The organism is Pseudomonas sp. NFACC05-1 (genome assembly GCF_900100135.1).
Classification (GTDB): Bacteria; Pseudomonadota; Gammaproteobacteria; order Pseudomonadales; family Pseudomonadaceae; genus Aquipseudomonas; species Aquipseudomonas fluorescens_Q.
The window spans coordinates 166,911-187,780 of the sequence record NZ_FMTR01000009.1; the positions used below are offsets into that span (position 1 = coordinate 166,911).

Sequence of the window (20,870 nt, forward strand, 5' to 3'; positions counted from 1 at the left end):
TGAACATGCGTACATCCGTACGTGTCGCCGTCACGCTGTGCATGGTGGCCGTGGCGATCTTCGCCGGGTTTCACTTGTGGCAGTACTACATGCTCACACCCTGGACCCGCGATGCGCGGATCCGCGCCGACGTAGTGGTGATTGCACCCGACGTGTCGGGTTGGGTGCGCGAGCTCAAGGCGGTGGATAACCAGCAGGTCAAGGCCGGCGATGTGTTGCTGAATATCGACCGTGAGCGTTTCGAGGCGGCCCTGGAGAAGGCTCGGGCGGTGGTGCAGACGCGTCAGCAGCAACTGAGCTTGCGCGAGCACGAAGCCAGCCGCCGCGCCGCCCTTGGGCCTCAGGCCATCAGCGCCGAGCTGCGGGAAAACGCCCAGATCAACGCCGGCATCGCCCGAGGCGAACTGCGCGAAGCCCAGGCCGAGGCCAAGGTCGCCGAACTGAACCTGGCGCGCAGCCAGGTCCTGGCCCCACGCAACGGCCACATCACCAACCTGCGCCTGGCCGAAGGCAACTACGTGAATGCCGGGCAGCCGGTGATGGCGCTGATCGACGACTCGACGTTCTATGTGCAGGCCTATTTCGAAGAAACCAAGCTGCCGAGGATCCGCGTAGGCGATCCGGTCAAGATCTGGCTGATGAGCGCCGGCCATGCGCTGGAGGGCCATGTCGAAAGCATCAGCCGTGGCATTACCGACCGCAACACCAATCCCGATGCGCAGTTGCTGGCGGAGGTTGAGCCGACCTTCAACTGGGTGCGCCTGGCCCAGCGGATACCGGTGCGGATCAAGTTGGACAAGGTGCCGGAGGGTGTGAACCTGAGCGCCGGGATGACGGCGAGCGTGCAGGTGCGTGAAGACCATCAGTAATTGCCGCGCCGCGTTCCCTGTGGCGAGGGAGCTTGCTCCCGCTGGGGGCGAAGCCCCCCAAAAAAGCCACCGCATTTGAACTGCTCAAACGCGGTCGCTTTTTTTACGACGGCTTCGCCGCCGAGCGGGAGCAAGCTCCCTCGCCACAAGTGAGTTTGAATCAACCGACGGTGATCGCCGGCAACGTCGGCAAGGTCACGGTCTGCTGCTTGCGCGGTGCGAGGATTTCGGCCTCGCCGTCCACCACCAGCTCGTCGCGCTGGTTGAACACACGTGTGGCGATGCGCACACGGAATTTCGGCAGTTTTTCCAGGATCTCCAGGCGCACGGTCAGGGTGTCGCCGATTTTCACCGGTTTCTGGAAGCTCATCTGCTGGCCGATATAGATCGTGCCCGGCCCAGGCAACTCGCAGGCTACCGCCGCGCTGATCAGCGCACCGCTGAACATGCCATGGGCGATGCGCTCCTTGAACATGCTCGCGGCGGCGAACTCGGCGTCCAGGTGCACCGGGTTGTGATCGCCCGACATCGCGGCGAACAGCTGGATGTCACGCTCTTCGACAGTCTTGCTGTAGCTGGCGGTCTGGCCGATTTCGAGGGCTTCGTAAGGGGTGTTGGTAACCTGGGTCATTTGTTTCAAATCCTGTGAAGGAGTAAAGGATAAATGCTGCAAGCCTACTCGCTGCGTGGCGGCCGCTTGTGGCTCAGGGCCTGGGCAATCCAGGCCAGCACGTCGGCGGTCACTTCATCGCGGTTGGTTTCATTGAACAGTTCGTGTCGGGCCTGCGGATAAATCGTCAATTGCAGGTGCCGGATGCCGGCGTCACGCAAGGCGTCGGCCAGATCCTTCAGACGCTTGCCTTCGCTCACCGGATCACATTCGCCACCGATCACCAGCAGGGGCAGGCCCGGATCGATCTGGGCGAGATTGGACGCTTTGCTGATTTGCTGCAACCCGCCGAGCAGGTCGACCCACAGTTGATTGGTGCAGCGAAAGCCACACAGCGGGTCGTGGACGTACTTGTCGACTTCGACCGGGTCGCGGCTGAGCCAGTCGAAGGGGGTGCGCGTGGGTTTGAATTTCTTGTTGAAGCTGCCGAACGACAGCCACTCGATCAACGCGCTGCGCCCCGTGGCACCCTGGCGCCAGCGTTCGAAGCGGGCGATCAGGCGAGCGCTGCGGTAGAGCGTCACCGGCTGAAAGTTCGAGCCGCTGAGAATCGCCCCGTGCAGGCTGGCGCTGTGATGCAATAGGTAACCCTGGGCGATGTAGCTGCCCATGCTGTGACCCAGCAGCAGGATGGGGGTATCGGGATATTGCTGGACGATATGGTGGTTGAGGCTGGCCAGGTCGCCCACGACCTTGGTCCAGCCGTCCTCGTCGGCAAAATGGCCGAGAATCGCTTCCTCGCCGCTCTTGCCATGGCCGCGCAGGTCCACAGCGCAGACACCATAGCCTTCGTCGCACAGTGCCTGGGCCAGGCGGGCGTAGCGGCCGCTGTGTTCGGCCATGCCGTGAGCCAGCATGATCACCGCCAAAGGGGCGGTTTCGGGCAGCCACTGGTTGACGAACAGGCGGCTGTGGTCGGTCGCGGTCAGCCAGAACGTTTGGTGGATCATGGCGATTCCTTTGCACAAAGTCAGACGCAGCGTCGCTGCATTGTATAGCGCATCCGCTGCGTCTCGCCTGATCAGGCTATGCCATGGCAAGAAGATTCACACAATCTATGACGCAGGTTGCCATATTTGCCTGATTGGCCATAGCTGCTAGTGTCCCAGGAGCTCCGCCTCTGCAAGCGATACAGAGGCGGCCCGGACATGCTCAGGTAAAGAGGACAAAAACAATGCAGCCTGATTTCTGGAATGACAAACGCCCGGCCGGGGTGCCCCTGGATGTTGACCTTGGGGCCTACAAGTCGGTGATCGAGGTGTTCGAACGTTCCTGCAAGAAATTTGCCGACCGTCCGGCGTTCAGCAACATGGGGGTGACCCTCACCTATGCCGAGCTGGAGCGCTACAGCGCGGCTTTCGCCGGCTACCTGCAAGCCCATACCGACCTGGCGCCAGGTGATCGAATCGCGGTGCAGATGCCCAACATCCTGCAATACCCGATCGCCGTGTTCGGTGCCTTGCGCGCCGGGCTGATCGTGGTCAACACCAACCCTTTGTACACCGCGCGGGAAATGCGTCATCAGTTCAAGGACTCCGGTGCCCGGGCGCTGGTGTACCTGAACATGTTCGGGCAGAAAGTCCAGGAGGTGTTGCCCGATACGGACCTGCAGTACCTGATCGAAGCGAAGATGGGCGACCTGATGCCCACCGCCAAGGGCTGGCTGGTCAACACGATGGTGAGCAAGGTCAAGAAAATGGTCCCGGCCTATTCGCTGCCCCAGGCCATTTCCTTCAAGAGCGCCTTGCGCCTGGGACGCGGCCAGGGCATCAAGCCGCTGAAAGTCAGCCTCGACGATATTGCGGTGTTGCAATACACCGGCGGCACCACCGGGTTGGCGAAGGGCGCGATGCTGACCCACGGCAACCTGGTGGCCAACATGCAACAGGCCCGGGCCTGCCTGGGGCAGCTCGGCGATGACGGCCATCCGCTGTTGCGCGAGGGCCAGGAGGTCATGATCGCACCGCTGCCGCTTTACCATATCTATGCGTTCACGGCGAACTGCATGTGCATGATGGTGACCGGCAACCACAACGTGCTGATCACCAATCCGCGGGACATCGGTGGTTTCATCAAGGAACTGAAGAACTGGCGTTTCTCGCTGCTGCTGGGGCTCAACACGTTGTTCGTGGCCTTGATGGACCATCCGGATTTCAAGACCCTGGATTTTTCCAACCTCAAGGTCACCAACTCAGGTGGCACGGCGCTGATCAAGGCCACCGCCGAGCGTTGGGAGCAGATCACCGGGTGCGGTATCACCGAAGGTTATGGCCTGACCGAAACCTCACCGGTGGCCAGTGCCAATCCTTACGGCGGCAAGTCCCGGCTGGGCACGGTGGGGATGCCGGTGCCGGGCACGCTGATGAAAGTGATCAACGACGATGGCGTCGAGCAGCCCCTGGGCGAGCGCGGCGAGCTGTGCATCAAGGGCCCGCAGATCATGAAAGGCTACTGGAACAAGCCTGAGGCCACGGCCGAAGTGCTGGACCACGAGGGCTGGTTCAGGTCCGGCGATATTGCGGTGATCGACCCGGACGGTTTCGTGCGCATCGTCGACCGCAAGAAGGACATGATCATTGTCTCGGGCTTCAATGTGTACCCCAACGAGATCGAAGACGTGGTGATGGCCCATCCCAAGGTGGCCAACTGTGCGGTGATCGGCGTGCCGGACGAACGCTCGGGGGAGGCGGTGAAGCTGTTCGTGGTGGCGCGCGAAACCGGCGTCAGCCTTGAAGAACTCAAGGCCTACTGCAAGGAGAACTTCACCGGCTACAAGATACCCAAGCACATCGTGTTGCGGGACTCATTGCCGATGACCCCGGTGGGCAAGATCCTGCGGCGGGAGCTGCGGGATATCGCCTGAGGCCAGAGAGGTCCAGTAGAACCCCCTGTGGGAGCGAGCTTGCTCGCTCCCACAGTTTTTTGGGTATCCAGGGCGATTAAGATGAGGTTTGGTATTTTTACTCTAAAAATGACTATGAGGTATTCATGAGTCATGTTTGTGACTGTGGGGGCTGCTTTTGGCTCTAGTCGGCCCCCGGCAAAGCTGCTACTCTCGGCGCGCTTTTGTGACTTCTCGGCCTTGATTCAAGCCAGATTCACCAATAAACACACACCAATAATAATCGCATCAAATGCGGTGAGAATTCGCGTTGCTGAGGAGTGGGCTTCCATGATTGAAGACTTTTGGAAGGATAAGTACCCAGCTGGGATTGCTGCCGACATCAATCCAGACGAGTATCCGAATATTCAGGCGGTGTTGAAGCAGTCCTGCCAACGCTTTGCCAACAAGCCGGCATTCAGCAACCTCGGCAAGACAATCACCTACGGTGAACTCTACGAGTTGTCCGGTGCCTTTGCCGCGTACCTGCAACAGCATACCGATTTACAGCCCGGCGATCGAATCGCCGTGCAGTTGCCCAACGTTCTCCAGTACCCGGTGGCCGTGTTTGGTGCGATCCGCGCCGGGCTGATCGTGGTCAACACCAACCCGCTGTACACCGCGCGGGAAATGGAACACCAGTTCAATGACTCCGGGGCCAAGGCGCTGGTGTGTTTGGCGAACATGGCGCACCTGGCCGAGGCCGTGGTGCCCAAGACGAGCGTCAAGCACGTCATCGTCACCGAAGTCGCCGACCTGCTGCCGCCGCTCAAGCGCCTGTTGATCAACAGCGTGATCAAGTACGTCAAGAAGATGGTCCCGGCCTATCACTTGCCCAAGGCCGTCAAGTTCAACGACGTGCTGAGCAAAGGCCACGGCCAGCCGGTGAACGAAGCCAACCCCACCAGCGACGATGTAGCAGTGCTGCAATACACCGGCGGCACCACTGGCGTGGCCAAGGGCGCGATGCTCACCCACCGCAACCTGGTGGCGAACATGTTGCAGTGCAAGGCGCTGATGGGCTCCAACCTCAATGAAGGTTGCGAGATCCTGATCACGCCGCTGCCGCTGTACCACATCTATGCTTTCACCTTTCATTGCATGGCAATGATGCTGATCGGCAACCACAACATCCTGATCAGCAACCCGCGTGACCTGCCGGCGATGGTCAAGGAGCTGTCGAAGTGGAAGTTCAGCGGTTTCGTCGGGCTCAATACGCTGTTCGTGGCCCTGTGCAACAACGAAGCCTTCCGCAAGCTGGATTTCTCGGCCCTGAAAGTCACCCTGTCTGGCGGCATGGCCCTGCAACTGGCAGCTGCCGAGCGCTGGAAAGCGGTGACCGGCTGCCCGATCTGCGAAGGTTATGGCATGACCGAAACCAGCCCGGTGGCCACCGTCAACCCGATCCAGAACATCCAGATCGGTACCATCGGCATCCCGGTGCCGTCGACGCTGTGCAAGGTGATCAATGACGCGGGCGTCGAACAGCCGTTGGGCGAAATCGGTGAACTGTGTGTGAAAGGGCCGCAGGTCATGAAGGGCTACTGGCAGCGCCAGGACGCCACCGACGAGATCCTCGACAGCGAAGGCTGGCTCAAGACCGGCGACATCGCGGTGATCCAGCCGGACGGCTACATGCGTATCGTCGATCGCAAGAAAGACATGATCCTGATCTCCGGTTTCAACGTGTACCCCAACGAACTGGAAGACGTGCTGGCAACCCTGCCGGGCGTGCTGCAGTGCGCGGCCATCGGCATACCGGACGAGAAGTCCGGCGAGGCGATCAAGATCTTCATCGTCGCACGACCGGGTGTCACGTTGACCAAGGAGCAGGTGATGGAACACATGCGTGCCAACGTCACCGGCTACAAGGTGCCCAAGGCCGTGGAGTTCCGTGATGCCTTGCCGACCACCAACGTGGGCAAGATCCTGCGGCGCGAGTTGCGGGATGAAGAGCTCAGGAAGCTGGGGCTGAAAAAGTAAAAGCTTCTAGACGAAAGCCCCGCAGAAGCGGGGCTTTTTGTTGGGCGATGACCTGAAGCGAGACCGCCTTTGTGGCGAGGGAGCTTGCTCCCGCTGGACGCGCAGCGGCCCCTTGTGGAGTGTCAGTTGGATCGAAGGGGGCCGCTGCGCAGCCCAGCGGGAGCAAGCTCCCTCGCCACAGGTGAGCGGGTGCTTCTCGGGTCCGGTTACAACCGGAACTGCGCAAAATCCAGGTTAGTACCACCTGGTCGCATGTCCTGCAGGTAGGAATCCTTGTCGGCGCTCAGCTCCAGGCTCAGGGCCGCCTTGCGCTTGCCCTGGTTGCGCACTTCCAAGCCTTCCATTTTCTCGCGCAGGAACACGGTCGGCACCTTCAGGTGCAGCAGCTCATCGGTGGCCGGCGTGTGCAGCAGCAGGTGAATCCATTCGTATTGACCGATGGCCAGGCGCGCCACCGGGATATCGAACCAGAAGATGTTGCGGTTGCGGTTCAATTCGCTGAAGTGGCAGTTGTTGACGCCCAGTACGGCGCCGCCCAGTTCCTGGTTTCTGCGGGCGATGGCCTGCTTTTTATCGAGTTTCATAACGTTCCTACGGGGTTGGAGCTTCAGGCCGCAGCCTGAATACGTGGGGCATTCTCGGTGGTTGCCGGGCAAACATAAAGCCCCGCCTGTAGGAACAATGAAACTTGGCTTGGCAATCGCCGGTCAATTCAGCGTCGGGCATGAAAGACGAAATTGATCCAACGTCGCCAAACAGGCTACTTTGTTGTGATAACGGCCCCCTGAGTCGCCAAGCGACCCCCTTTTTTTGCGGCGAAAGGAGACGCACATGATGTTCCCGGCCTTGAAAGGCTTACCCTTGCATCGTGTGATGATGCGCACCGTGACCGAGTTTCTCGACGACGAGATGTCGACCTACGCCTCGGCATTGGCCTACCAGATGCTGTTTTCGCTGTTTCCTTTCATTCTCTTTTTAATCGCGTTGATCGGCTTCCTGCACCTGCCGGACTTCTTCTCCTGGCTGCGCCTGCAATCGGAACTGGTGCTGCCACCCCAGGCCCTGGAGCAGGTCAACCCGGTGATCGACCAGCTCCAGCAATCCAAGGGTGGATTGTTGTCGGTGGGTATCGTCATTGCGTTGTGGACCGCCTCGGCAGGCGTGCGACTGATGATGAGCGCGATGAACGCCGCCTACGATGTGGTGGAGGGCCGCCCGGCCTGGAAGCGTTTTCCGCTGTCGATCTTCTACACCGTCGGTATCGCCGGCATGCTGCTGGCCGCTGCGGCGTTGATGGTGCTCGGGCCACAGGTAATGGGCTGGATTGCGGCCCAGGTCGGCTTGGAGGAGTTCATCGTCACGCTCTGGACGATCGTGCGCTGGCCGGTGATCGTGATCTTGCTGATGGTGGCCGTGGCGCTGATCTATTACGTGATGCCCGACGTCAAGCAGGAGTTTCGCTTCATCACGCCGGGGTCGGTGCTGGCAGTGGTGGTATGGATCATTGCCTCCCTGGGCTTTGCGTTTTACGTCAAGACCTTTGCCAACTACAACGCCATGTATGGCAGCATCGGTGCGATCATCGTGTTGTTGCTGTATTTCTATATTTCTTCGGCAGTGCTGCTGCTCGGTGCGGAGATGAATGCGGTGATCGAGCACATGTCCACCGAGGGCAAGAACCCGGGGGAAAAGAGCGCCGGCGAGCACGAAAAACAGCATGTGTCGGGCCTGGGCCGCGACCATTCCATCCCTCATCCCCACCCTGACGAAGCCCGACCATGATCCGTGACATCCTGAAAATGGGCGACGAACGCCTGCTGCGCATCGCCCCGCCGGTGCCCACCGAAATGTTCGACAGCCCAGAATTGTGGCAACTGATCGACGACATGTTCCAGACCATGGAAAGCGTCGGCGGCGTCGGCCTGGCGGCGCCACAGATCGGCGTGGACTTGCAACTGGTGATCTTCGGCTTCGAGCACAGCGAGCGTTACCCCGACGCCGAGGCGGTGCCCCAGACCATCCTGATCAACCCGCTGATCACCCCACTGGGCCCGCAGATGGAAGAGGGGTTCGAAGGTTGCCTGTCAGTGCCGGGCCTGCGCGGGGCGGTCGAGCGCTACCGGGACATCCGCTACGAAGGCTTCGATCCCAAGGGCGAGCCGATCGTGCGTTACGCGTCGGGCTTTCATGCGCGGGTGGTGCAGCATGAATGCGATCACCTGATCGGGCGCTTGTACCCCTCGCGTATCAGTGATTTCAGCAAGTTCGGGTTTACCGAGGTGATGTTCCCGGACCTGGACCCCGCGGCCGACGATTGATACCCCACCGAACCCTGTGGGAGCTTGCTCGCGATTGCAGTGTGTCAGTGGGCATTGATGCAACAGACCTGACGCTATCGCGAGCAAGCTCGCTCCCACATTGGATCTATGTCAGGAAGGGCGCGAAGGCTCCCACCCCATCGCAATCATCGGCTTGCTACGCGCATATCGGCTCAGGCGCTCAGCCATCGCATAGGGCAGTTCAGGGTCGAAGCTGAACCCGCGCCGCTCATAAAAGCCGCGCAAATCCGGGTGGCAGAACAGCCACACCGGCCCTTCAACGTCTTTCACCGCTTCAGCGATCAACCGTGCCGCGATCCCTTGTACACGGTACGCCGGGTCGACGAACAACCCCGTCAACCAATGCCCGCCCGACACCGGTCGCAGGCACAGGGCGGCGACGATCTCATCCCGCCGCGCCACCCAAAGCTGCGCGTCACGCACCGCTTTCATCGAGGATTGGTGGGCGCGATAAAACTTGTTCATCAGCGGCCAAAGCGATTCTTCGAGCGCTGCGTAATGGATTTCGGACATGACAGGGTCGTGGGCGGTAAGGGGAGGGCGATTATAAAAGAACGCAGGGGCGGCGATAGGTGTATACCTGACTTCACATCCCGTATGAGTGGAGTACGTATCATGGCCAAAGGCATGGATTCAAAAAAAGCGGCAAAGAAAAAACCGGCGAAGACTGCCGATGAAAAGCGCGCCGACAAAAAAACCAAGAAGGTGAACCTGTTCGGTCATTGAGCCGACACTGCCTCGGTTGGCCTCAGGTTTGAGCTGGGGTGCTAACCCCAGCTCAAACGCTCCGCCATGTGCCGAGGCTCAAAGCGAGGCGAGAAACATGTCAGTGGCCGAGGCTTTGTCGTCGGTGCGGCGCTGCTGGGCCTTTTCCACTTGTGCCATCGCCGACTTGTCCTGCATGCGCTGGGCAATCTCCTGGCTGACCGCCATCTGCTTCTCGGGCGGCATCGCCTCGAACTCTTCCTCAGTAATGCCCATCTCTTCGAGAATGCTGTCGCGCAAGCGCTCTTCGGGCGTCTTGCTCATGTAGTCCTTGAATTCTGCCGTCGCAGAACCTCCAAGCGTCGTGGTTTCTTCGGACGCGGGTGAAACGGCGGTCTGCAATTGCACGCGGGTCTTGGCGAATGCCTCGTCGACGTTGTCGCTGATGGCGGTGCTCGCATTGACCTGTTGCGTGGCTCGTTTGGTGAAGGAGTCCTGGACTTGGGCAGCGCCCTGGCTGGCCTGGACCTGGACGTTATCGCGCAAGGCCTGCAACGCGGCACTTTGCAGGCCGCTGGCGGCTTCGGCGGTGGGATCTTCGCCCGGGCGTTTGAGCGGCAAGACCATCGCTTGCTGTTTTGCACTGACCAACATGATGAACACCTGTGGGTAATGGCTGAGCGATGGGCAGGAGCAATTCCCATGCCGCCCTCGCAAGGTCCGTATTCCAAGGGGTGTGGACGAGCGCGCGACGAGCGGGGCGGCCAACCCTTGCCGTCGGACGGCATGGATCGACCGCTTGAACGTGGCGCCTCAGGTGCTTTCGCGAACCTTGAGTTCGAAACCCAGGTCCACCACCGGCTGCGCGATGCGGTTGCCGGCCATCAGCGTCAGCATTTGCTCGGCAGCGCGGCGGCCGATGGCTTCCCGTGGGGTGCTGATGCTGCTCAGGCGCGGCACCATGTGGGCCGAGGCAGGCAGGTCGTTGAAACCGAGGATCGACACCTGCTCGGGAATCTTGATGCCGCAGCGCAATGCTTCGAGCAGGGCGCCGTGGGCCAGGTCGTCGTTGCCGAAGAAGATTGCGTCAACGTCCGGATGACTGGCCAGCAATTGCAGGAACAGCTCGCCGCCCAGGCCTACCGATGACGGACGCGGGGTCAGCAGTTCCAGGTCCGGGTCATAGCGGCCGGCTTTCTGCAGGGCGCGGCGAAAACCTTCGCCACGCAGCAGGGTGCGTTGATCCAGTTGCGCGCCGATGTAGGCCAGGCGCTTGCGGCCTTTGGAAATCAGGTGCTCAGCCGCTGTTTCGCCGGCCTTGAGCTGGGAAAAACCGACGCAGTTGAGCCCCGCGCCGGGGTCCAGTTCCATCATGTACACGCAGGGAATGTTGCTGGCCTCGATCATGCGTCGGGCACTTTCGGTGCGGTCGAAACCGGTCAGCAGCAAACCACGCGGCTGATAGGCCATGTAGTTGCGCAGCAGGTCTTCTTCTTCGTCCCGGGAGTAGTGATAGTTGCCGATCACCACTTCGAAACCCTTGGGGCGCAGCACCCGATGAATGGCTTCCAGGGTGTCGATGAACAACAGGTTGGACAACGACGGCACCAGCACCACCACCGAATGGCTCTGGGCCGAAGCCAGGGCGCGGGCGGCGGGGTTGACGACGTAGTTGAGCTCCGAGGCGGCCTGGCGGACTTTTTCCACCAGATCGACGGCTACGGTGCTGACGCCGCGAAGGGCACGGGAGGCGGTGATGGGGCTGACACCGGCCAGGCGTGCGACTTCGTTGAGCGTAGGGCGACCGGTGGTGCGAGTATTCTTATCGTTTTTAGGGGCGGTCATCAGGGCGGCTTGCCAAACAAAAATCAAGGCACTAAGGTAGCGCTGTCTCGACGCGGCTGCAATTGCGTAAGTGGGGTTTGCCTGATCCCCCGTGTGCCGGTGTCGTGAACGAACATGCTGCAACCACAAAAATGACAAGAAGGCGTCGGCAACTTCTGCTTTTGCTGCGGTGTCATAACTGGCAAAGGTAGCGCTGTCTGCGCGCTGAGGTGTTACATGAATAATCCCATCACCGCCCTGGTCATCATGGGCGTTGCCGGTTGCGGCAAAACTTGCGTCAGCCAGGCGCTATGCGAGTTGAGCGGCGCCACCGCCATTGAAGGCGACACTTTCCACCCTGCGGCCAACATCCAGAAGATGAGCGCCGGTATTCCCTTGAACGACGACGACCGTGCCGGCTGGCTCGACAGCCTGTGCGATGAGTTGCGCCGTGTCGATGCCATGGGCGAGCGCCCGGTGCTGACCTGCTCGGCCCTCAAGCACAGTTATCGCGAGCGTCTGCGCAGTGCCTTGCCAGGCCTCGGCTTCGTGTTCCTTGAATTGACCCCTGAAGTGGCCGCCGACCGGGTTTCCCATCGTCCCGGCCATTTCATGCCGTCGACGTTGATCGACAGCCAGTTTGCCACCCTGCAATCCCCTGTCGGCGAGCCCCTGACCCTGGCTCTGGATGCGTCCAGCCACAGCGTTGAAGAGTTGGCGCATCAGGCTTACGTCTGGTGGTTGGACCATGGTTTGAAGCTTGCTGGCTGAGTTTCAAAAAGTTTGCGTCAGAAAGATAGCGCTACCCCGACGGCTAACCAATAACTGCTTCAATAACAACAACAAATCAGGAGACACCTCCCATGTTTGGCATGTCCCACGAGACGTTCCTGCTGCTCGATGCAGTGGTCACGGTGATCGGACTCATCATCCTCATCACCAAGTTCAAATTCCACCCGTTCATCGCACTGACCATCGCCGCCGCGTTCCTCGGCCTGACGTCGGGCATGCCGACCGGCACCATCATCAAGGCGTTCCAGGACGGCTTCGGTGGCGTACTGGGCTTTGTCGGCATCATCCTGGCGCTGGGCACGATGCTCGGCAAAATGATGGCCGAGTCGGGCGGGGCCGACCAGATCGCCCAGACCCTGATCCGCGCCTTCGGCAAGGACAAGGTGCAGTGGGCCATGATGTTCGCCGCGTTCCTGGTGGGCATTCCGCTGTTCTTCGAAATCGGCTTCGTGCTGCTGATCCCGCTGGTGTTCATCGTTGCACGTCGCACCGGCGTGTCGATCATCAAGATCGGTATCCCGTTGCTGGCCGGTCTTTCCGCCGTCCACGGCCTGGTGCCGCCGCACCCGGGGCCGCTGCTGGCGATTGGCGTGTTTGGCGCCGACATTGGCAAGACCATTCTCTATGGCCTGATCGTAGCGCTGCCGACGGCCATTATTGCCGGGCCGATTTTCGGTACGTTCATTGCCAAGCACATCCCCGGCCATCCGAATCAGGAACTGGTGGACCAACTGGCGCGCGAGACGGACTCCACAGAACTGCCAAGCTTCAGCATCACCCTGATCACCGTGCTGTCGCCGGTATTCCTGATGCTGCTCAAGACCTTCGCTGACGTGGCGCTGCCCGATGGCAATCTCTTCCGCGCCTGGATGGACATGATCGGCCACCCGATCTCGGCGTTGCTGCTGGCGTTGCTGCTGTCGCTGTACACCTTCGGCTACAAGCAGGGCATCGGTTCCAGCCAGATGCTCAAATGGCTGGACGCCAGCCTGGCGCCGACCGCCGCGATTATCCTGATCATCGGTGCAGGCGGTGGCTTCAAGCAGATGCTGGTGACCAGTGGTGTGGGTGACGTGATCGGCCACATGGCGGTGAGTGCGCAGATCTCGCCGATCCTGCTGGCGTGGCTGGTGGCTGCGGTGATCCGCATTGCCACAGGCTCGGCGACAGTGGCGACCATTACCGGTGCCGGGATCGTGGTGCCGGTGGTGGGGATGATGCCGGGTGTGAACCGTGAGCTGCTGGTGCTGGCGACCGGTGCCGGTTCGTTGATCCTGTCCCACGTCAACGACGCGGGCTTCTGGTTGGTCAAGCAGTACTTCAACATGACCGTGGCCGAGACCTTCAAGACCTGGACCGCGATGGAAACCATCCTGTCGGTGGTGGGATTGATCTTTATCCTGTTGCTGTCGCTGGTGGTCTAAACGCAACACACCATGCGTGTGGCGAGGAGCTTGCTCCCGCTCGACTGCGAAGCAGTCGCAAACGGCTACCGCGATTCATTGGAATGCAGCGGTGGCCGCATTGGGGCCGCTTCGCGGCCCAGCGGGAGCAAGCTCCCTCGCCACAACGTGTTCTTGTCTCAGCCGTTGGTTTTGTGAACCAAGCCATCGGCCCTGAACATCCCACGGATCCCACGTACCGCCTGGCGAATCCGGTCCTGGTTTTCGATCAGCGCGAAGCGCACGTGATCATCCCCATATTCCCCGAACCCCACCCCCGGCGAGACGCAGACCTTGGCTTCGGCCAACAGCTTCTTGGCAAATTCCAGTGAGCCCAGGTGGGCATAGGCTTCGGGAATCTTGGCCCAGACGTACATCGACGCCTTGGGGTTTTCCACCATCCAGCCCAGTTCATGCAGCCCCTTGACCAGTACGTTGCGGCGCTGGCGGTACTGCTCGGCGATGTCGCGCACGCATTGCTGGTCGCCTTCAAGGGCGGCGATGGCGGCCACTTGCAGCGGCGTGAAGGTGCCGTAGTCGTGGTAGCTCTTGATCCGCGCCAGGGCGTTGACCAGTTCCGGGTTGCCCACCATGAAACCGATGCGCCAGCCAGCCATGTTGTAGCTCTTGGACAGCGTGAAGAACTCCACCGCGATGTCTTTCGCGCCGGGCACCTGCATGATCGACGGAGCTTTCCAGCCGTCGTAGACGATGTCGGCGTAGGCCAGGTCGTGGATCACCAGGACGTCGTACTGTTTGGCCAGGGCGATGACCCGTTCGAAGAAATCCAGCTCCACGCACTGGGCGGTGGGGTTGGAGGGGAAGCCGAGGATCATCATCTTCGGCTTGGGAATCGAGCCGCGGATGGCCCGCTCCAGTTCAGCGAAGAAATCCACCCCTGGCACCAGCGGCACCGAACGGACTTGGGCGCCGGCGATCACCGCGCCGTAGATGTGGATCGGATAGCTGGGGTTGGGCACCAGCACCGTGTCGCCCTGGTCCAGGGTGGCCAGCATCAGGTGGGCCAGGCCTTCCTTGGAGCCGATGGTGACAATGGCTTCGGTTTCCGGGTCGATGTCCACCTCATAGCGATCCTTGTACCAGCGCGAAATGGCGCGGCGCAGGCGCGGGATGCCTTTGGAGGTGGAATAGCCGTGGGTGTCTTCCCGCTGGGCGACGGTGACCAGTTTTTCCACGATGTGCGGGGGTGTGGCGCCGTCGGGGTTACCCATGCTCAAGTCGATGATGTCTTCGCCGCGCCGACGCGCAGCCATCTTCAGCTCGGCAGTGATATTGAATACGTAAGGGGGGAGTCGATCGATGCGCGCAAAGCGGCGCGGCGAACCTTGTTCGGCCATTGTTGCCTCGAGATACGTGAGCGCCCGGAACCGTCCGAGCGACGTTGGCCACTGCGGTGGCCTGCGGCGCAAGATAATCGGGCGGATGTCGGATTGTCCAGTAGCCGCGCGCAACTATTTTCGACGACACTGTCGACCTTGCCACGCAGCCATCAACGCCGGCTGCGGGCCGTTGAATTCGCTGTAGCCCAATCGAACGGAATGAATAATGGAATTTTCCAGCGGTTTCCTGCTGAGTCTCTCCCTGTGCCTGGACATAGGCGTGGCCAATATCGCAATGATCACCCTGGCGATGCAGCGCGGTTACTTCCAGGGTTTCGCCTTGGGCCTGGGCACCTGCGTGGGCGACCTGATCTACGCCGTCCTGGCCTTGGCGGGCATGACAGTCCTGCTGCAATACGAGGCGGTGCGTTGGGTGCTGTGGCTCGGTGGCTCGGTGCTGTTGCTGTATTTCGCGGCGAAGATGATCCATTCGGCGATTTATCACAGCGCCGTGCTCGCCGAGGCCGGGGAGGTGCAGGGCAGTTCCTCGCGCCAGGAGTTCTTTCGCGGGATTTTCCTGGCCATGTCGTCGCCCAGTGCCATCCTCTGGTTCGCTGCGGTGGGCGGTACACTTATCGCGCGTTCGGGTGGTGGCACCTTGCTCAGCTCGGCGCTGTTCCTCAGTGGTTTTCTCTGCGCCGGATTGTTGTGGTGCGCGGCCCTGTGCCTGGCGGCAACCCAGGGTGGCAAATTGTTGGGGGATAAACTGCTGCGTTACTCCTATTGGGCATCCGCCGCGATCTTCTGCTATTTCGCGGTGTACGTGATCGTTTCTGGCTACAACGAGTTTGTAGGAAAAGCTGTCGCCAACGCCTTGCCTGGAATCTGACAGGCGAAACGACCCTGGTAATCACGGTTTGGCTTCTATACTGCCAAACCCGACTTCACGTTTTGCTGGAGTGTTGCCGCATGGAAAAGCACAAACGCGATTACACAGCCCAACCACGCTTTGAACAGGGACGTTTTCAGCTTATCGCCGGCTTTGGTGCTCGGTTTACCCAGGACACTGCCCAGGACATCCCTTTGCTCTGGGAAAAGTTCCTGCCCTGGCTCGGCAAGGTGCCAGGGCAGCAAGATGAAGTGACCTACGGCGTGTGTTGCAACCCGGACGGGAAGGGTGGGTTCGAATACATCGCTGGCGTGGAAATCAGCCGGCTCGACGATCTGCCGGAACAATACCGCTGGGTCGAAATCCAGCCTGGGTATTACGCCGTCTTCGAACACAAGGGGCCGTTGAAACAACTACCGGACACGTTCCAATACATCTGGAACGAGTGGCTGCCACATTCCGGTCATACAGCGGCCGAGCTGCCGGAGTTCGAGCGCTACAGCGAGGATTTCAACCCCAGGACCGGCGAAGGCACCCTGGAGATCTGGATCCCGCTCAAGCCAAGCTGACCGTCGCCAGCTTCAGTACAGGCTGGCCTGCACCCGCGCAGGTGCTTCACGGTCATGAGTGTCTATGGGGCAAGGTCCATCAGAACGCCAACCCCATCCGCCGCTCGTAACCGATGCGGCCCTTGTAGGCCTCGCCACTATCGACCCAGCCCAGTCGGGAATACAGGCCGATGGCCGAGTCGTTATCGGCGTCAACCGACAGTTCCAGCCCGCGGATTTCCGGCCAGGCGGCTCGCGCCACGGCGGGTAGCGCCTGTAGGCAGGCCTTGCCATAACCTTTGCCCTGGGCCCGGTGATCGACTTGCAGGGCATGCAGGGTGGCGCTGTGTTCATTGGCCCAGGCGGGCAGTACCGGTGGGCGCTTGAGCAGCAGGAAGGCCACTGGCACCTCTTCAGCCAATAGCGCAAACCCTTTGACCCCGGGGCCTGGCTTGGACAGCAGCGTGTGCAGGGCGCCGTGGATATCGCCAGCGAACTTGATCTGTTCGGGGTGGATTTCGATGGCACCGACCTGTTCGCGTTGCAGCGGGGTCAGGTCTTCGTAGGGTACAAGCTGAGCGGTCACAAGAACGTCCGTTGTTTGCCAGCAGAATAGAACCTGGATTCTAGCGAATTTTTTCTTCGAATCATTTTTGTTGGGTTGTCGATTTGCTGTTTCTCCAAACGACAAAGGGTGTCTTCAACAAAAACCTGCGGAGAATCACCATGAATACCCAAGCCACGGAAACCGAAATCCAGGTCCTGATCGACACCTATCGCCAAGCGGTCATGGCCAAGGACGTTGAAAAGGTCATGGCACTCTATGACGAAGACATCGTCTCGTTCGATGCCATCCAGGCCTTGCAATTCAAGGGCAAGACCGCTTACCGGGCCCATTGGCAAGCCTGCATGGAAATGTGCCCCGGCCCGCACAAGTTCGACTTCCATCAGGTCAAGATTACCCCGGCAGAGAACATCGCCTTCGCCCACTGGCTGGCCTATTGTGGCGGCACCAACGACAAGGGCGAGGAACAGGCCTGCTGGATGCGTGTGACGGCCTGCTACCGGCGTGTAGCCGGGCAATGGCGGATCGTCCATGAACATTGGTCCGCGCCGTTCGACCCGATGGCCGGTACGACGTTGTTCGACCTACAACCCTGATCGTCGGTTTTTTTGCCGAGCCACATTCTACCGTCCATAGTTGATCAGTCCGATCGTGGAGCCTTCCATGAAGTACCTATGCCTGGTGTATAGCAACGAACACACGCTGCACAACTCGCCCGACAGCCCGGAGGACGCCGAGTGCATGGCCTATGCCGAATCGATCCAGGGCAGTGGGCGGATGCTGGCCGCCGAGGCCCTGGAGTCGGTGCAGACAGCCACCACGGTGCGCATGCGCGGCGGCAAGCTGTCGATCATCGACGGCCCGTTCGCCGAAACCAAGGAGCAACTGGCCGGCTTCTACCTGATCGATGCCAAGGACCTCAACGAAGCCATCCAGGTCGCCGGCAATATCCCGGCGGCCCGGGTCGGCTGCGTTGAAGTGCGACCGGTACGCCAACTGAACCCCTGAACAATAAATACAAACAGGACTTCATTCATGAACCTTGCAGCTGCCCCCCACGCGTTCATCAGCCGAACGATCGACGCCCCGCGTCAGAAGATTTTCCGTCCCCGGAGCGAGCCAGCCTTGGTGATCCAAGGGTGGGGCCCCCAAGGCATGCCCGACTGATGCCGGTCGAAGCGGTCAAGGCGCGGGTCGAGCAGGTTTATCGGCAAGACTCGCGGAGGATCCTGGCGACGTTGATTCGCCTGCTGGGGGACTTCGACCTCGCCGAAGAAGCCTTGCACGAGGCCTTCTTCATTGCGGTCGAGCGCTGGCAGCGCGACGGGGTGCCGGACAACCCGCGGGCCTGGCTGGTGTCTGCCGGGCGTTTCAAGGCCATCGACAGTTTGCGCCGGCGCGCGCGTTTCGCCGCGTCCCGGCCGATGTTGATCGCCCAGCTCGAAGAGCTGGAGCAGGGCCAGTGGAGTGACGAAGACGTGGAAGATGATCGCCTGCGGCTGATTTTCACCTGTTGCCACCCGGCCCTGGCGGCGGATGCCCAAGTGCCCCTGACGCTGCGGGAAGTCTGCGACCTGACCACCGAGCAAATCGCCCGGGCATTCCTCGCCGCCCCGGCGGCCATTGCCCAGCGTATCGTGCGGGCCAAGGCGAAAATCCGCGATGCCAGGATCCCCTACCAAGTGCCGTCCCGCGCGGAACTGCCGGAACGGCTGGACAGCGTGCTGCGGGTGATCTACCTGGTGTTCAACGAGGGTTATTCGGCCTCGATGGGCGCCGAGCTGACCCGCGAAGACCTGACGCGCGAAGCCATCCGCCTCGGGCGCCTGCTGATGGAGTTGCTGCCCGACGCGGAGGTCATGGGGTTGCTGGCATTGATGCTGCTGCACGAATCCCGGCGCCCGGCACGGACGTCATCGACCGGTGAACTGATCCTGCTGGATGAACAGGCACGATCCTTGTGGGATGCCGAGCTGATCGCCGAGGGCTGTGCATTGGTGGAGGCTGCGCTGAAGACCCGGCGGTTCGGGCCGTACTGCCTGCAGGCGGCGATTGCGGCGGTGCATGCCGAAGCACCGACGGCAGAGCAGACCGACTGGCCGCAGATCGTCGGGCTTTATGATGAGCTGCTGCGCGCCGTGCCGTCGCCGGTGATCGAACTCAACCGCGCCGCTGCCCTGGCCAAGCGCGACGGACCGGAAGTCGGCTTGCGCCTGGTCGAGGCGATCCTGGAGCGTGGGGAATTACTCGACTATCACCTGGCCTATTCGGCGCAGGCGGAATTCTGTCGTCAACTGGGACGATTGGACGAGGCGAGGGCGGCGTACCGCCGAGCGCTCGAACTGACGCAGCAATTGCCGGAACGGCGGTTTATCGAGGGGCGGCTTGCGGGGTTGCAGTGACAGGGTCCCGCCGAACGCAAGACTCCTGTGGCGAGGGAGCTTGCTCCCGCTGGGCTGCGCAGCAGCCCCAAAACAGGGCCGCTACGCGCCCCAGCGGGAGCGAGCTCCCTCGCCACAGGGTTGTCGTTCGAATTTCATTTTTTCAACTGACCTGCATCAGACAAAAAAAAGCGACCCGAAGGTCGCTTTTTTCAGCCAGCCGGCGTTGATCAGAACTCGTGATCAGCGTTGTCCGGGTTCAGGTCGCTGATGCCCAGTTTGCCCGCGGCCTGTTCGATCGAACCGGTCTGCTTGACCAGTGCGGCGATGGCGTCGCGCACGATCTGGTTGCCCGCGGTGTTGCCGGCGGCGATCAGTTGGTCGTAGTGCTCACCCTTGTTGGCGTGATCGACCATGACCTGGATCTTGGCCTCGGTGTCGGCCAAGTCGGCCTTGAGCGCCGTATCCGCGGCTGGATCGGCCTTGGCGACCAGGGACGACAGGCTCGCGCCGGTCATCTTGGTGCCGTCGACGCGGGTGTATTCGCCCAGGTACACGTTACGCACGCCCTTGGCATCGTAGAAGTGCGAGTTGTGGGTGTTGTCGCTGAAGCAATCCTGCTCGTCTTCTGGCGAGTTGGCTTCCAGGGACACCTTCATGCGCTCGCCCGCCAGTTCACCCAAGGACAGGCTGCCCATGCCGAACAGCATCTTGCGCAGGCCGCTTTCGGCCGGTTCGGCTTCCAGGGTGGCGCGGTAGTTGTCGGCCACGTTCGGCTTCCAGTTGCCGACCATCTCTTCGAGGTCGTTGACCAGCAATTGGGTCACGGACTTGAGGTAGGCACGACGACGGTCGTTGTGACCACCGGTGGCGCCAGTACCTTGCAGGTAGTCCGATGCCGGGCGGTTGCCCGCACCAGGGCCGGTGCCGTTGAGGTCCTGGCCCCACAGCAGGAATTCGATGGCGTGGTAGCCGGTGGCGACGTTGGCCTCGGAACCGCCCAGCTCGTTGAGGCTGGCGAGTTTTTCCGGGGTGATGTCCTTCACGTCGACCTTGTCTTCGCCAACCTGGACTTCGGTATTGGCGATGATGTTGGCGGTGGCGCCCGGGTTACCCAAGGCGTGCTCGTAGGATTTGTCGACGTAGTCGATCAGGCCTTCATCCAGGGGCCAGGCGTTCACTTGGCCTTCCCAGTCGTCGATGATGGTGTTGCCGAAGCGGAACACTTCACTTTGCAGGTAAGGCACGCGTGCGGCGACCCAGGCAGCCTTGGCGGCCTTCAGGGTCTCGGCGTTCGGCTTGGCCAGGAACGCGTCGACGGCGGTTTGCAGGGTTTTTGCAGTGGATTCGGCATCGCTGTAGACGGCATAGACGATGTCGGCATAGTGCGCGACGACGGCCTTGGCGGCCGCTTCGTCGATTTTGCCGGCGGCAGCAGGGGCGACCGGTGCCGCGGTGCTGGCGGCAGGCGTTGGCGCTTGCGGGGCGGCGGCCTTGTCTTTGCCTTCGCCGCAACCGGCGAGGGAAATAGCGATAGCCAGCAGACTGGCGGTAGCCAGGGGCATACGAATCATGGCAAACATCCTGCTTCGATGATGGATGGGACAGGCGCGAGGGTGCGCAAAACTGCGACATAATGCGA

21 protein-coding genes and 1 pseudogene are annotated in these 20,870 nt (G+C 61.2%); 13 read left to right on the forward strand and 9 right to left on the reverse strand.

The annotated features are described in order from the left end of the window. Positions 1–5 precede the first annotated feature (5 nt). On the forward strand, positions 6–869 hold the full coding sequence (locus tag BLO97_RS16200) for an efflux RND transporter periplasmic adaptor subunit (protein WP_092144254.1): 864 nt from the start codon (positions 6–8) through the stop codon (positions 867–869). A gap of 160 nt (positions 870–1,029) precedes the next feature. Here the strand turns inward: BLO97_RS16200 and BLO97_RS16205 are convergent, their stop codons facing one another. Beyond that, positions 1,030–1,500 carry a MaoC family dehydratase gene (locus BLO97_RS16205; RefSeq protein WP_014336929.1) on the reverse strand — a complete coding sequence of 157 codons (471 nt, stop codon included), beginning with the start codon at positions 1,498–1,500 and terminating at the stop codon, positions 1,030–1,032. A 44-nt stretch (positions 1,501–1,544) separates the two neighbouring features. Then, entirely contained in the window at positions 1,545–2,489 is a 945-nt protein-coding gene (locus BLO97_RS16210; protein ID WP_092144256.1) for an alpha/beta hydrolase, read from the reverse strand. A gap of 224 nt (positions 2,490–2,713) precedes the next feature. On the opposite strand from BLO97_RS16210, the gene fadD2 reads away from it, so the two are divergent. Then, positions 2,714–4,402 (forward strand): long-chain-fatty-acid--CoA ligase FadD2, encoded by a 1,689-nt coding sequence (fadD2, locus tag BLO97_RS16215; protein WP_063322625.1) that lies wholly within the window; start codon positions 2,714–2,716, stop codon positions 4,400–4,402. A gap of 309 nt (positions 4,403–4,711) precedes the next feature. After that, complete coding sequence (gene fadD1 / locus BLO97_RS16220; RefSeq protein ID WP_092346778.1) at positions 4,712–6,403, forward strand: long-chain-fatty-acid--CoA ligase FadD1; 1,692 nt, start codon at positions 4,712–4,714, stop codon at positions 6,401–6,403. Positions 6,404–6,609: 206 nt separating this feature from the next. Here the strand turns inward: fadD1 and BLO97_RS16225 are convergent, their stop codons facing one another. Beyond that, complete coding sequence (locus tag BLO97_RS16225) at positions 6,610–6,987, reverse strand: hypothetical protein (protein WP_030139341.1); 378 nt, start codon at positions 6,985–6,987, stop codon at positions 6,610–6,612. Positions 6,988–7,234: 247 nt separating this feature from the next. Here BLO97_RS16225 and BLO97_RS16230 point away from each other — a divergent pair, with 247 nt between their 5' ends. Together BLO97_RS16230 and def are read left to right on the forward strand one after the other, a co-directional pair. Continuing rightward, positions 7,235–8,185, forward strand: a complete 951-nt coding sequence (locus tag BLO97_RS16230) for a YihY/virulence factor BrkB family protein (RefSeq protein ID WP_057448927.1) — start codon at positions 7,235–7,237, stop codon at positions 8,183–8,185. Then, entirely contained in the window at positions 8,182–8,721 is a 540-nt protein-coding gene (gene def, locus BLO97_RS16235; protein WP_092223135.1) for a peptide deformylase, read from the forward strand. Before BLO97_RS16230 ends, def begins: the two co-directional genes overlap by 4 nt. Before the next feature lie 111 nt (positions 8,722–8,832). Here the strand turns inward: def and BLO97_RS16240 are convergent, their stop codons facing one another. From BLO97_RS16240 to BLO97_RS16250, 3 genes are all read right to left on the reverse strand, one after another. Beyond that, positions 8,833–9,255: a GNAT family N-acetyltransferase gene (locus tag BLO97_RS16240; RefSeq protein WP_092144262.1), complete on the reverse strand. Its 423-nt coding sequence runs from the start codon at positions 9,253–9,255 to the stop codon at positions 8,833–8,835. A 291-nt stretch (positions 9,256–9,546) separates the two neighbouring features. Continuing rightward, positions 9,547–10,101 (reverse strand): hypothetical protein, encoded by a 555-nt coding sequence (locus BLO97_RS16245; RefSeq protein ID WP_092346781.1) that lies wholly within the window; start codon positions 10,099–10,101, stop codon positions 9,547–9,549. Positions 10,102–10,260: 159 nt separating this feature from the next. Further along, a complete protein-coding gene (locus BLO97_RS16250) occupies positions 10,261–11,292 on the reverse strand; it encodes an HTH-type transcriptional regulator GntR (protein WP_063322620.1) in 1,032 nt (343 codons plus the stop codon). A 216-nt stretch (positions 11,293–11,508) separates the two neighbouring features. On the opposite strand from BLO97_RS16250, the gene BLO97_RS16255 reads away from it, so the two are divergent. After that, positions 11,509–12,042 carry a gluconokinase gene (locus BLO97_RS16255; RefSeq protein WP_063322619.1) on the forward strand — a complete coding sequence of 178 codons (534 nt, stop codon included), beginning with the start codon at positions 11,509–11,511 and terminating at the stop codon, positions 12,040–12,042. 92 nt (positions 12,043–12,134) lie between these two features. Continuing rightward, complete coding sequence (locus BLO97_RS16260) at positions 12,135–13,487, forward strand: GntP family permease (protein ID WP_092144266.1); 1,353 nt, start codon at positions 12,135–12,137, stop codon at positions 13,485–13,487. A gap of 158 nt (positions 13,488–13,645) precedes the next feature. Here the strand turns inward: BLO97_RS16260 and alaC are convergent, their stop codons facing one another. Then, positions 13,646–14,863, reverse strand: a complete 1,218-nt coding sequence (gene alaC / locus BLO97_RS16265; protein WP_063322617.1) for an alanine transaminase — start codon at positions 14,861–14,863, stop codon at positions 13,646–13,648. A gap of 208 nt (positions 14,864–15,071) precedes the next feature. On the opposite strand from alaC, the gene BLO97_RS16270 reads away from it, so the two are divergent. Then, a complete protein-coding gene (locus BLO97_RS16270; protein WP_063322616.1) occupies positions 15,072–15,734 on the forward strand; it encodes a LysE family translocator in 663 nt (220 codons plus the stop codon). A gap of 80 nt (positions 15,735–15,814) precedes the next feature. Further along, a complete protein-coding gene (locus BLO97_RS16275; protein ID WP_063322615.1) occupies positions 15,815–16,303 on the forward strand; it encodes a GyrI-like domain-containing protein in 489 nt (162 codons plus the stop codon). A 79-nt stretch (positions 16,304–16,382) separates the two neighbouring features. Here BLO97_RS16275 and BLO97_RS16280 read toward each other — a convergent pair whose 3' ends face one another. Next, complete coding sequence (locus BLO97_RS16280; protein ID WP_092223131.1) at positions 16,383–16,868, reverse strand: GNAT family N-acetyltransferase; 486 nt, start codon at positions 16,866–16,868, stop codon at positions 16,383–16,385. Positions 16,869–17,008: 140 nt separating this feature from the next. Between BLO97_RS16280 and BLO97_RS16285 the strand changes: the two genes are divergently transcribed. From BLO97_RS16285 to BLO97_RS16300, 4 genes and pseudogenes are all read left to right on the forward strand, one after another. Continuing rightward, positions 17,009–17,443, forward strand: a complete 435-nt coding sequence (locus tag BLO97_RS16285) for a YybH family protein (protein ID WP_072342082.1) — start codon at positions 17,009–17,011, stop codon at positions 17,441–17,443. Positions 17,444–17,510: 67 nt separating this feature from the next. After that, positions 17,511–17,855, forward strand: a complete 345-nt coding sequence (locus BLO97_RS16290; protein ID WP_063322612.1) for a YciI family protein — start codon at positions 17,511–17,513, stop codon at positions 17,853–17,855. A gap of 27 nt (positions 17,856–17,882) precedes the next feature. Further along, a pseudogene (locus tag BLO97_RS31965) lies at positions 17,883–18,005 on the forward strand (polyketide cyclase); the annotation flags it as partial. 8 nt (positions 18,006–18,013) lie between these two features. After that, a complete protein-coding gene (locus tag BLO97_RS16300) occupies positions 18,014–19,249 on the forward strand; it encodes an RNA polymerase sigma factor (protein WP_092223127.1) in 1,236 nt (411 codons plus the stop codon). Positions 19,250–19,458: 209 nt separating this feature from the next. Here BLO97_RS16300 and BLO97_RS16305 read toward each other — a convergent pair whose 3' ends face one another. Then, positions 19,459–20,802, reverse strand: coding sequence for an imelysin family protein (locus BLO97_RS16305; protein WP_063322609.1), 1,344 nt, complete (start codon positions 20,800–20,802; stop codon positions 19,459–19,461). Positions 20,803–20,870: the final 68 nt, after the last annotated feature.

Bases quoted from the DNA above. Each gene is read 5' to 3' on its own strand.
- BLO97_RS16255 (WP_063322619.1), top strand. From the start codon at position 11,509: ATGAATAATCCCATCACCGCCCTGGTCATCATGGGCGTTGCCGGTTGC.
- BLO97_RS16225 (WP_030139341.1), bottom strand. From the start codon at position 6,987: ATGAAACTCGATAAAAAGCAGGCCATCGCCCGCAGAAACCAGGAACTG.
- BLO97_RS16285 (WP_072342082.1), top strand. From the start codon at position 17,009: ATGAATACCCAAGCCACGGAAACCGAAATCCAGGTCCTGATCGACACC.
- BLO97_RS16250 (WP_063322620.1), bottom strand. From the start codon at position 11,292: ATGACCGCCCCTAAAAACGATAAGAATACTCGCACCACCGGTCGCCCT.
- BLO97_RS16290 (WP_063322612.1), top strand. From the start codon at position 17,511: ATGAAGTACCTATGCCTGGTGTATAGCAACGAACACACGCTGCACAAC.
- BLO97_RS16205 (WP_014336929.1), bottom strand. From the start codon at position 1,500: ATGACCCAGGTTACCAACACCCCTTACGAAGCCCTCGAAATCGGCCAG.
- fadD2 (WP_063322625.1), top strand. From the start codon at position 2,714: ATGCAGCCTGATTTCTGGAATGACAAACGCCCGGCCGGGGTGCCCCTG.
- BLO97_RS16305 (WP_063322609.1), bottom strand. From the start codon at position 20,802: ATGATTCGTATGCCCCTGGCTACCGCCAGTCTGCTGGCTATCGCTATT.
- BLO97_RS16230 (WP_057448927.1), top strand. From the start codon at position 7,235: ATGATGTTCCCGGCCTTGAAAGGCTTACCCTTGCATCGTGTGATGATG.
- BLO97_RS16210 (WP_092144256.1), bottom strand. From the start codon at position 2,489: ATGATCCACCAAACGTTCTGGCTGACCGCGACCGACCACAGCCGCCTG.
- BLO97_RS16275 (WP_063322615.1), top strand. From the start codon at position 15,815: ATGGAAAAGCACAAACGCGATTACACAGCCCAACCACGCTTTGAACAG.
- BLO97_RS16200 (WP_092144254.1), top strand. From the start codon at position 6: ATGCGTACATCCGTACGTGTCGCCGTCACGCTGTGCATGGTGGCCGTG.
- BLO97_RS16270 (WP_063322616.1), top strand. From the start codon at position 15,072: ATGGAATTTTCCAGCGGTTTCCTGCTGAGTCTCTCCCTGTGCCTGGAC.
- BLO97_RS16245 (WP_092346781.1), bottom strand. From the start codon at position 10,101: ATGTTGGTCAGTGCAAAACAGCAAGCGATGGTCTTGCCGCTCAAACGC.
- fadD1 (WP_092346778.1), top strand. From the start codon at position 4,712: ATGATTGAAGACTTTTGGAAGGATAAGTACCCAGCTGGGATTGCTGCC.
- BLO97_RS16260 (WP_092144266.1), top strand. From the start codon at position 12,135: ATGTTTGGCATGTCCCACGAGACGTTCCTGCTGCTCGATGCAGTGGTC.
- BLO97_RS16300 (WP_092223127.1), top strand. From the start codon at position 18,014: ATGCCGGTCGAAGCGGTCAAGGCGCGGGTCGAGCAGGTTTATCGGCAA.
- def (WP_092223135.1), top strand. From the start codon at position 8,182: ATGATCCGTGACATCCTGAAAATGGGCGACGAACGCCTGCTGCGCATC.
- BLO97_RS16240 (WP_092144262.1), bottom strand. From the start codon at position 9,255: ATGTCCGAAATCCATTACGCAGCGCTCGAAGAATCGCTTTGGCCGCTG.
- alaC (WP_063322617.1), bottom strand. From the start codon at position 14,863: ATGGCCGAACAAGGTTCGCCGCGCCGCTTTGCGCGCATCGATCGACTC.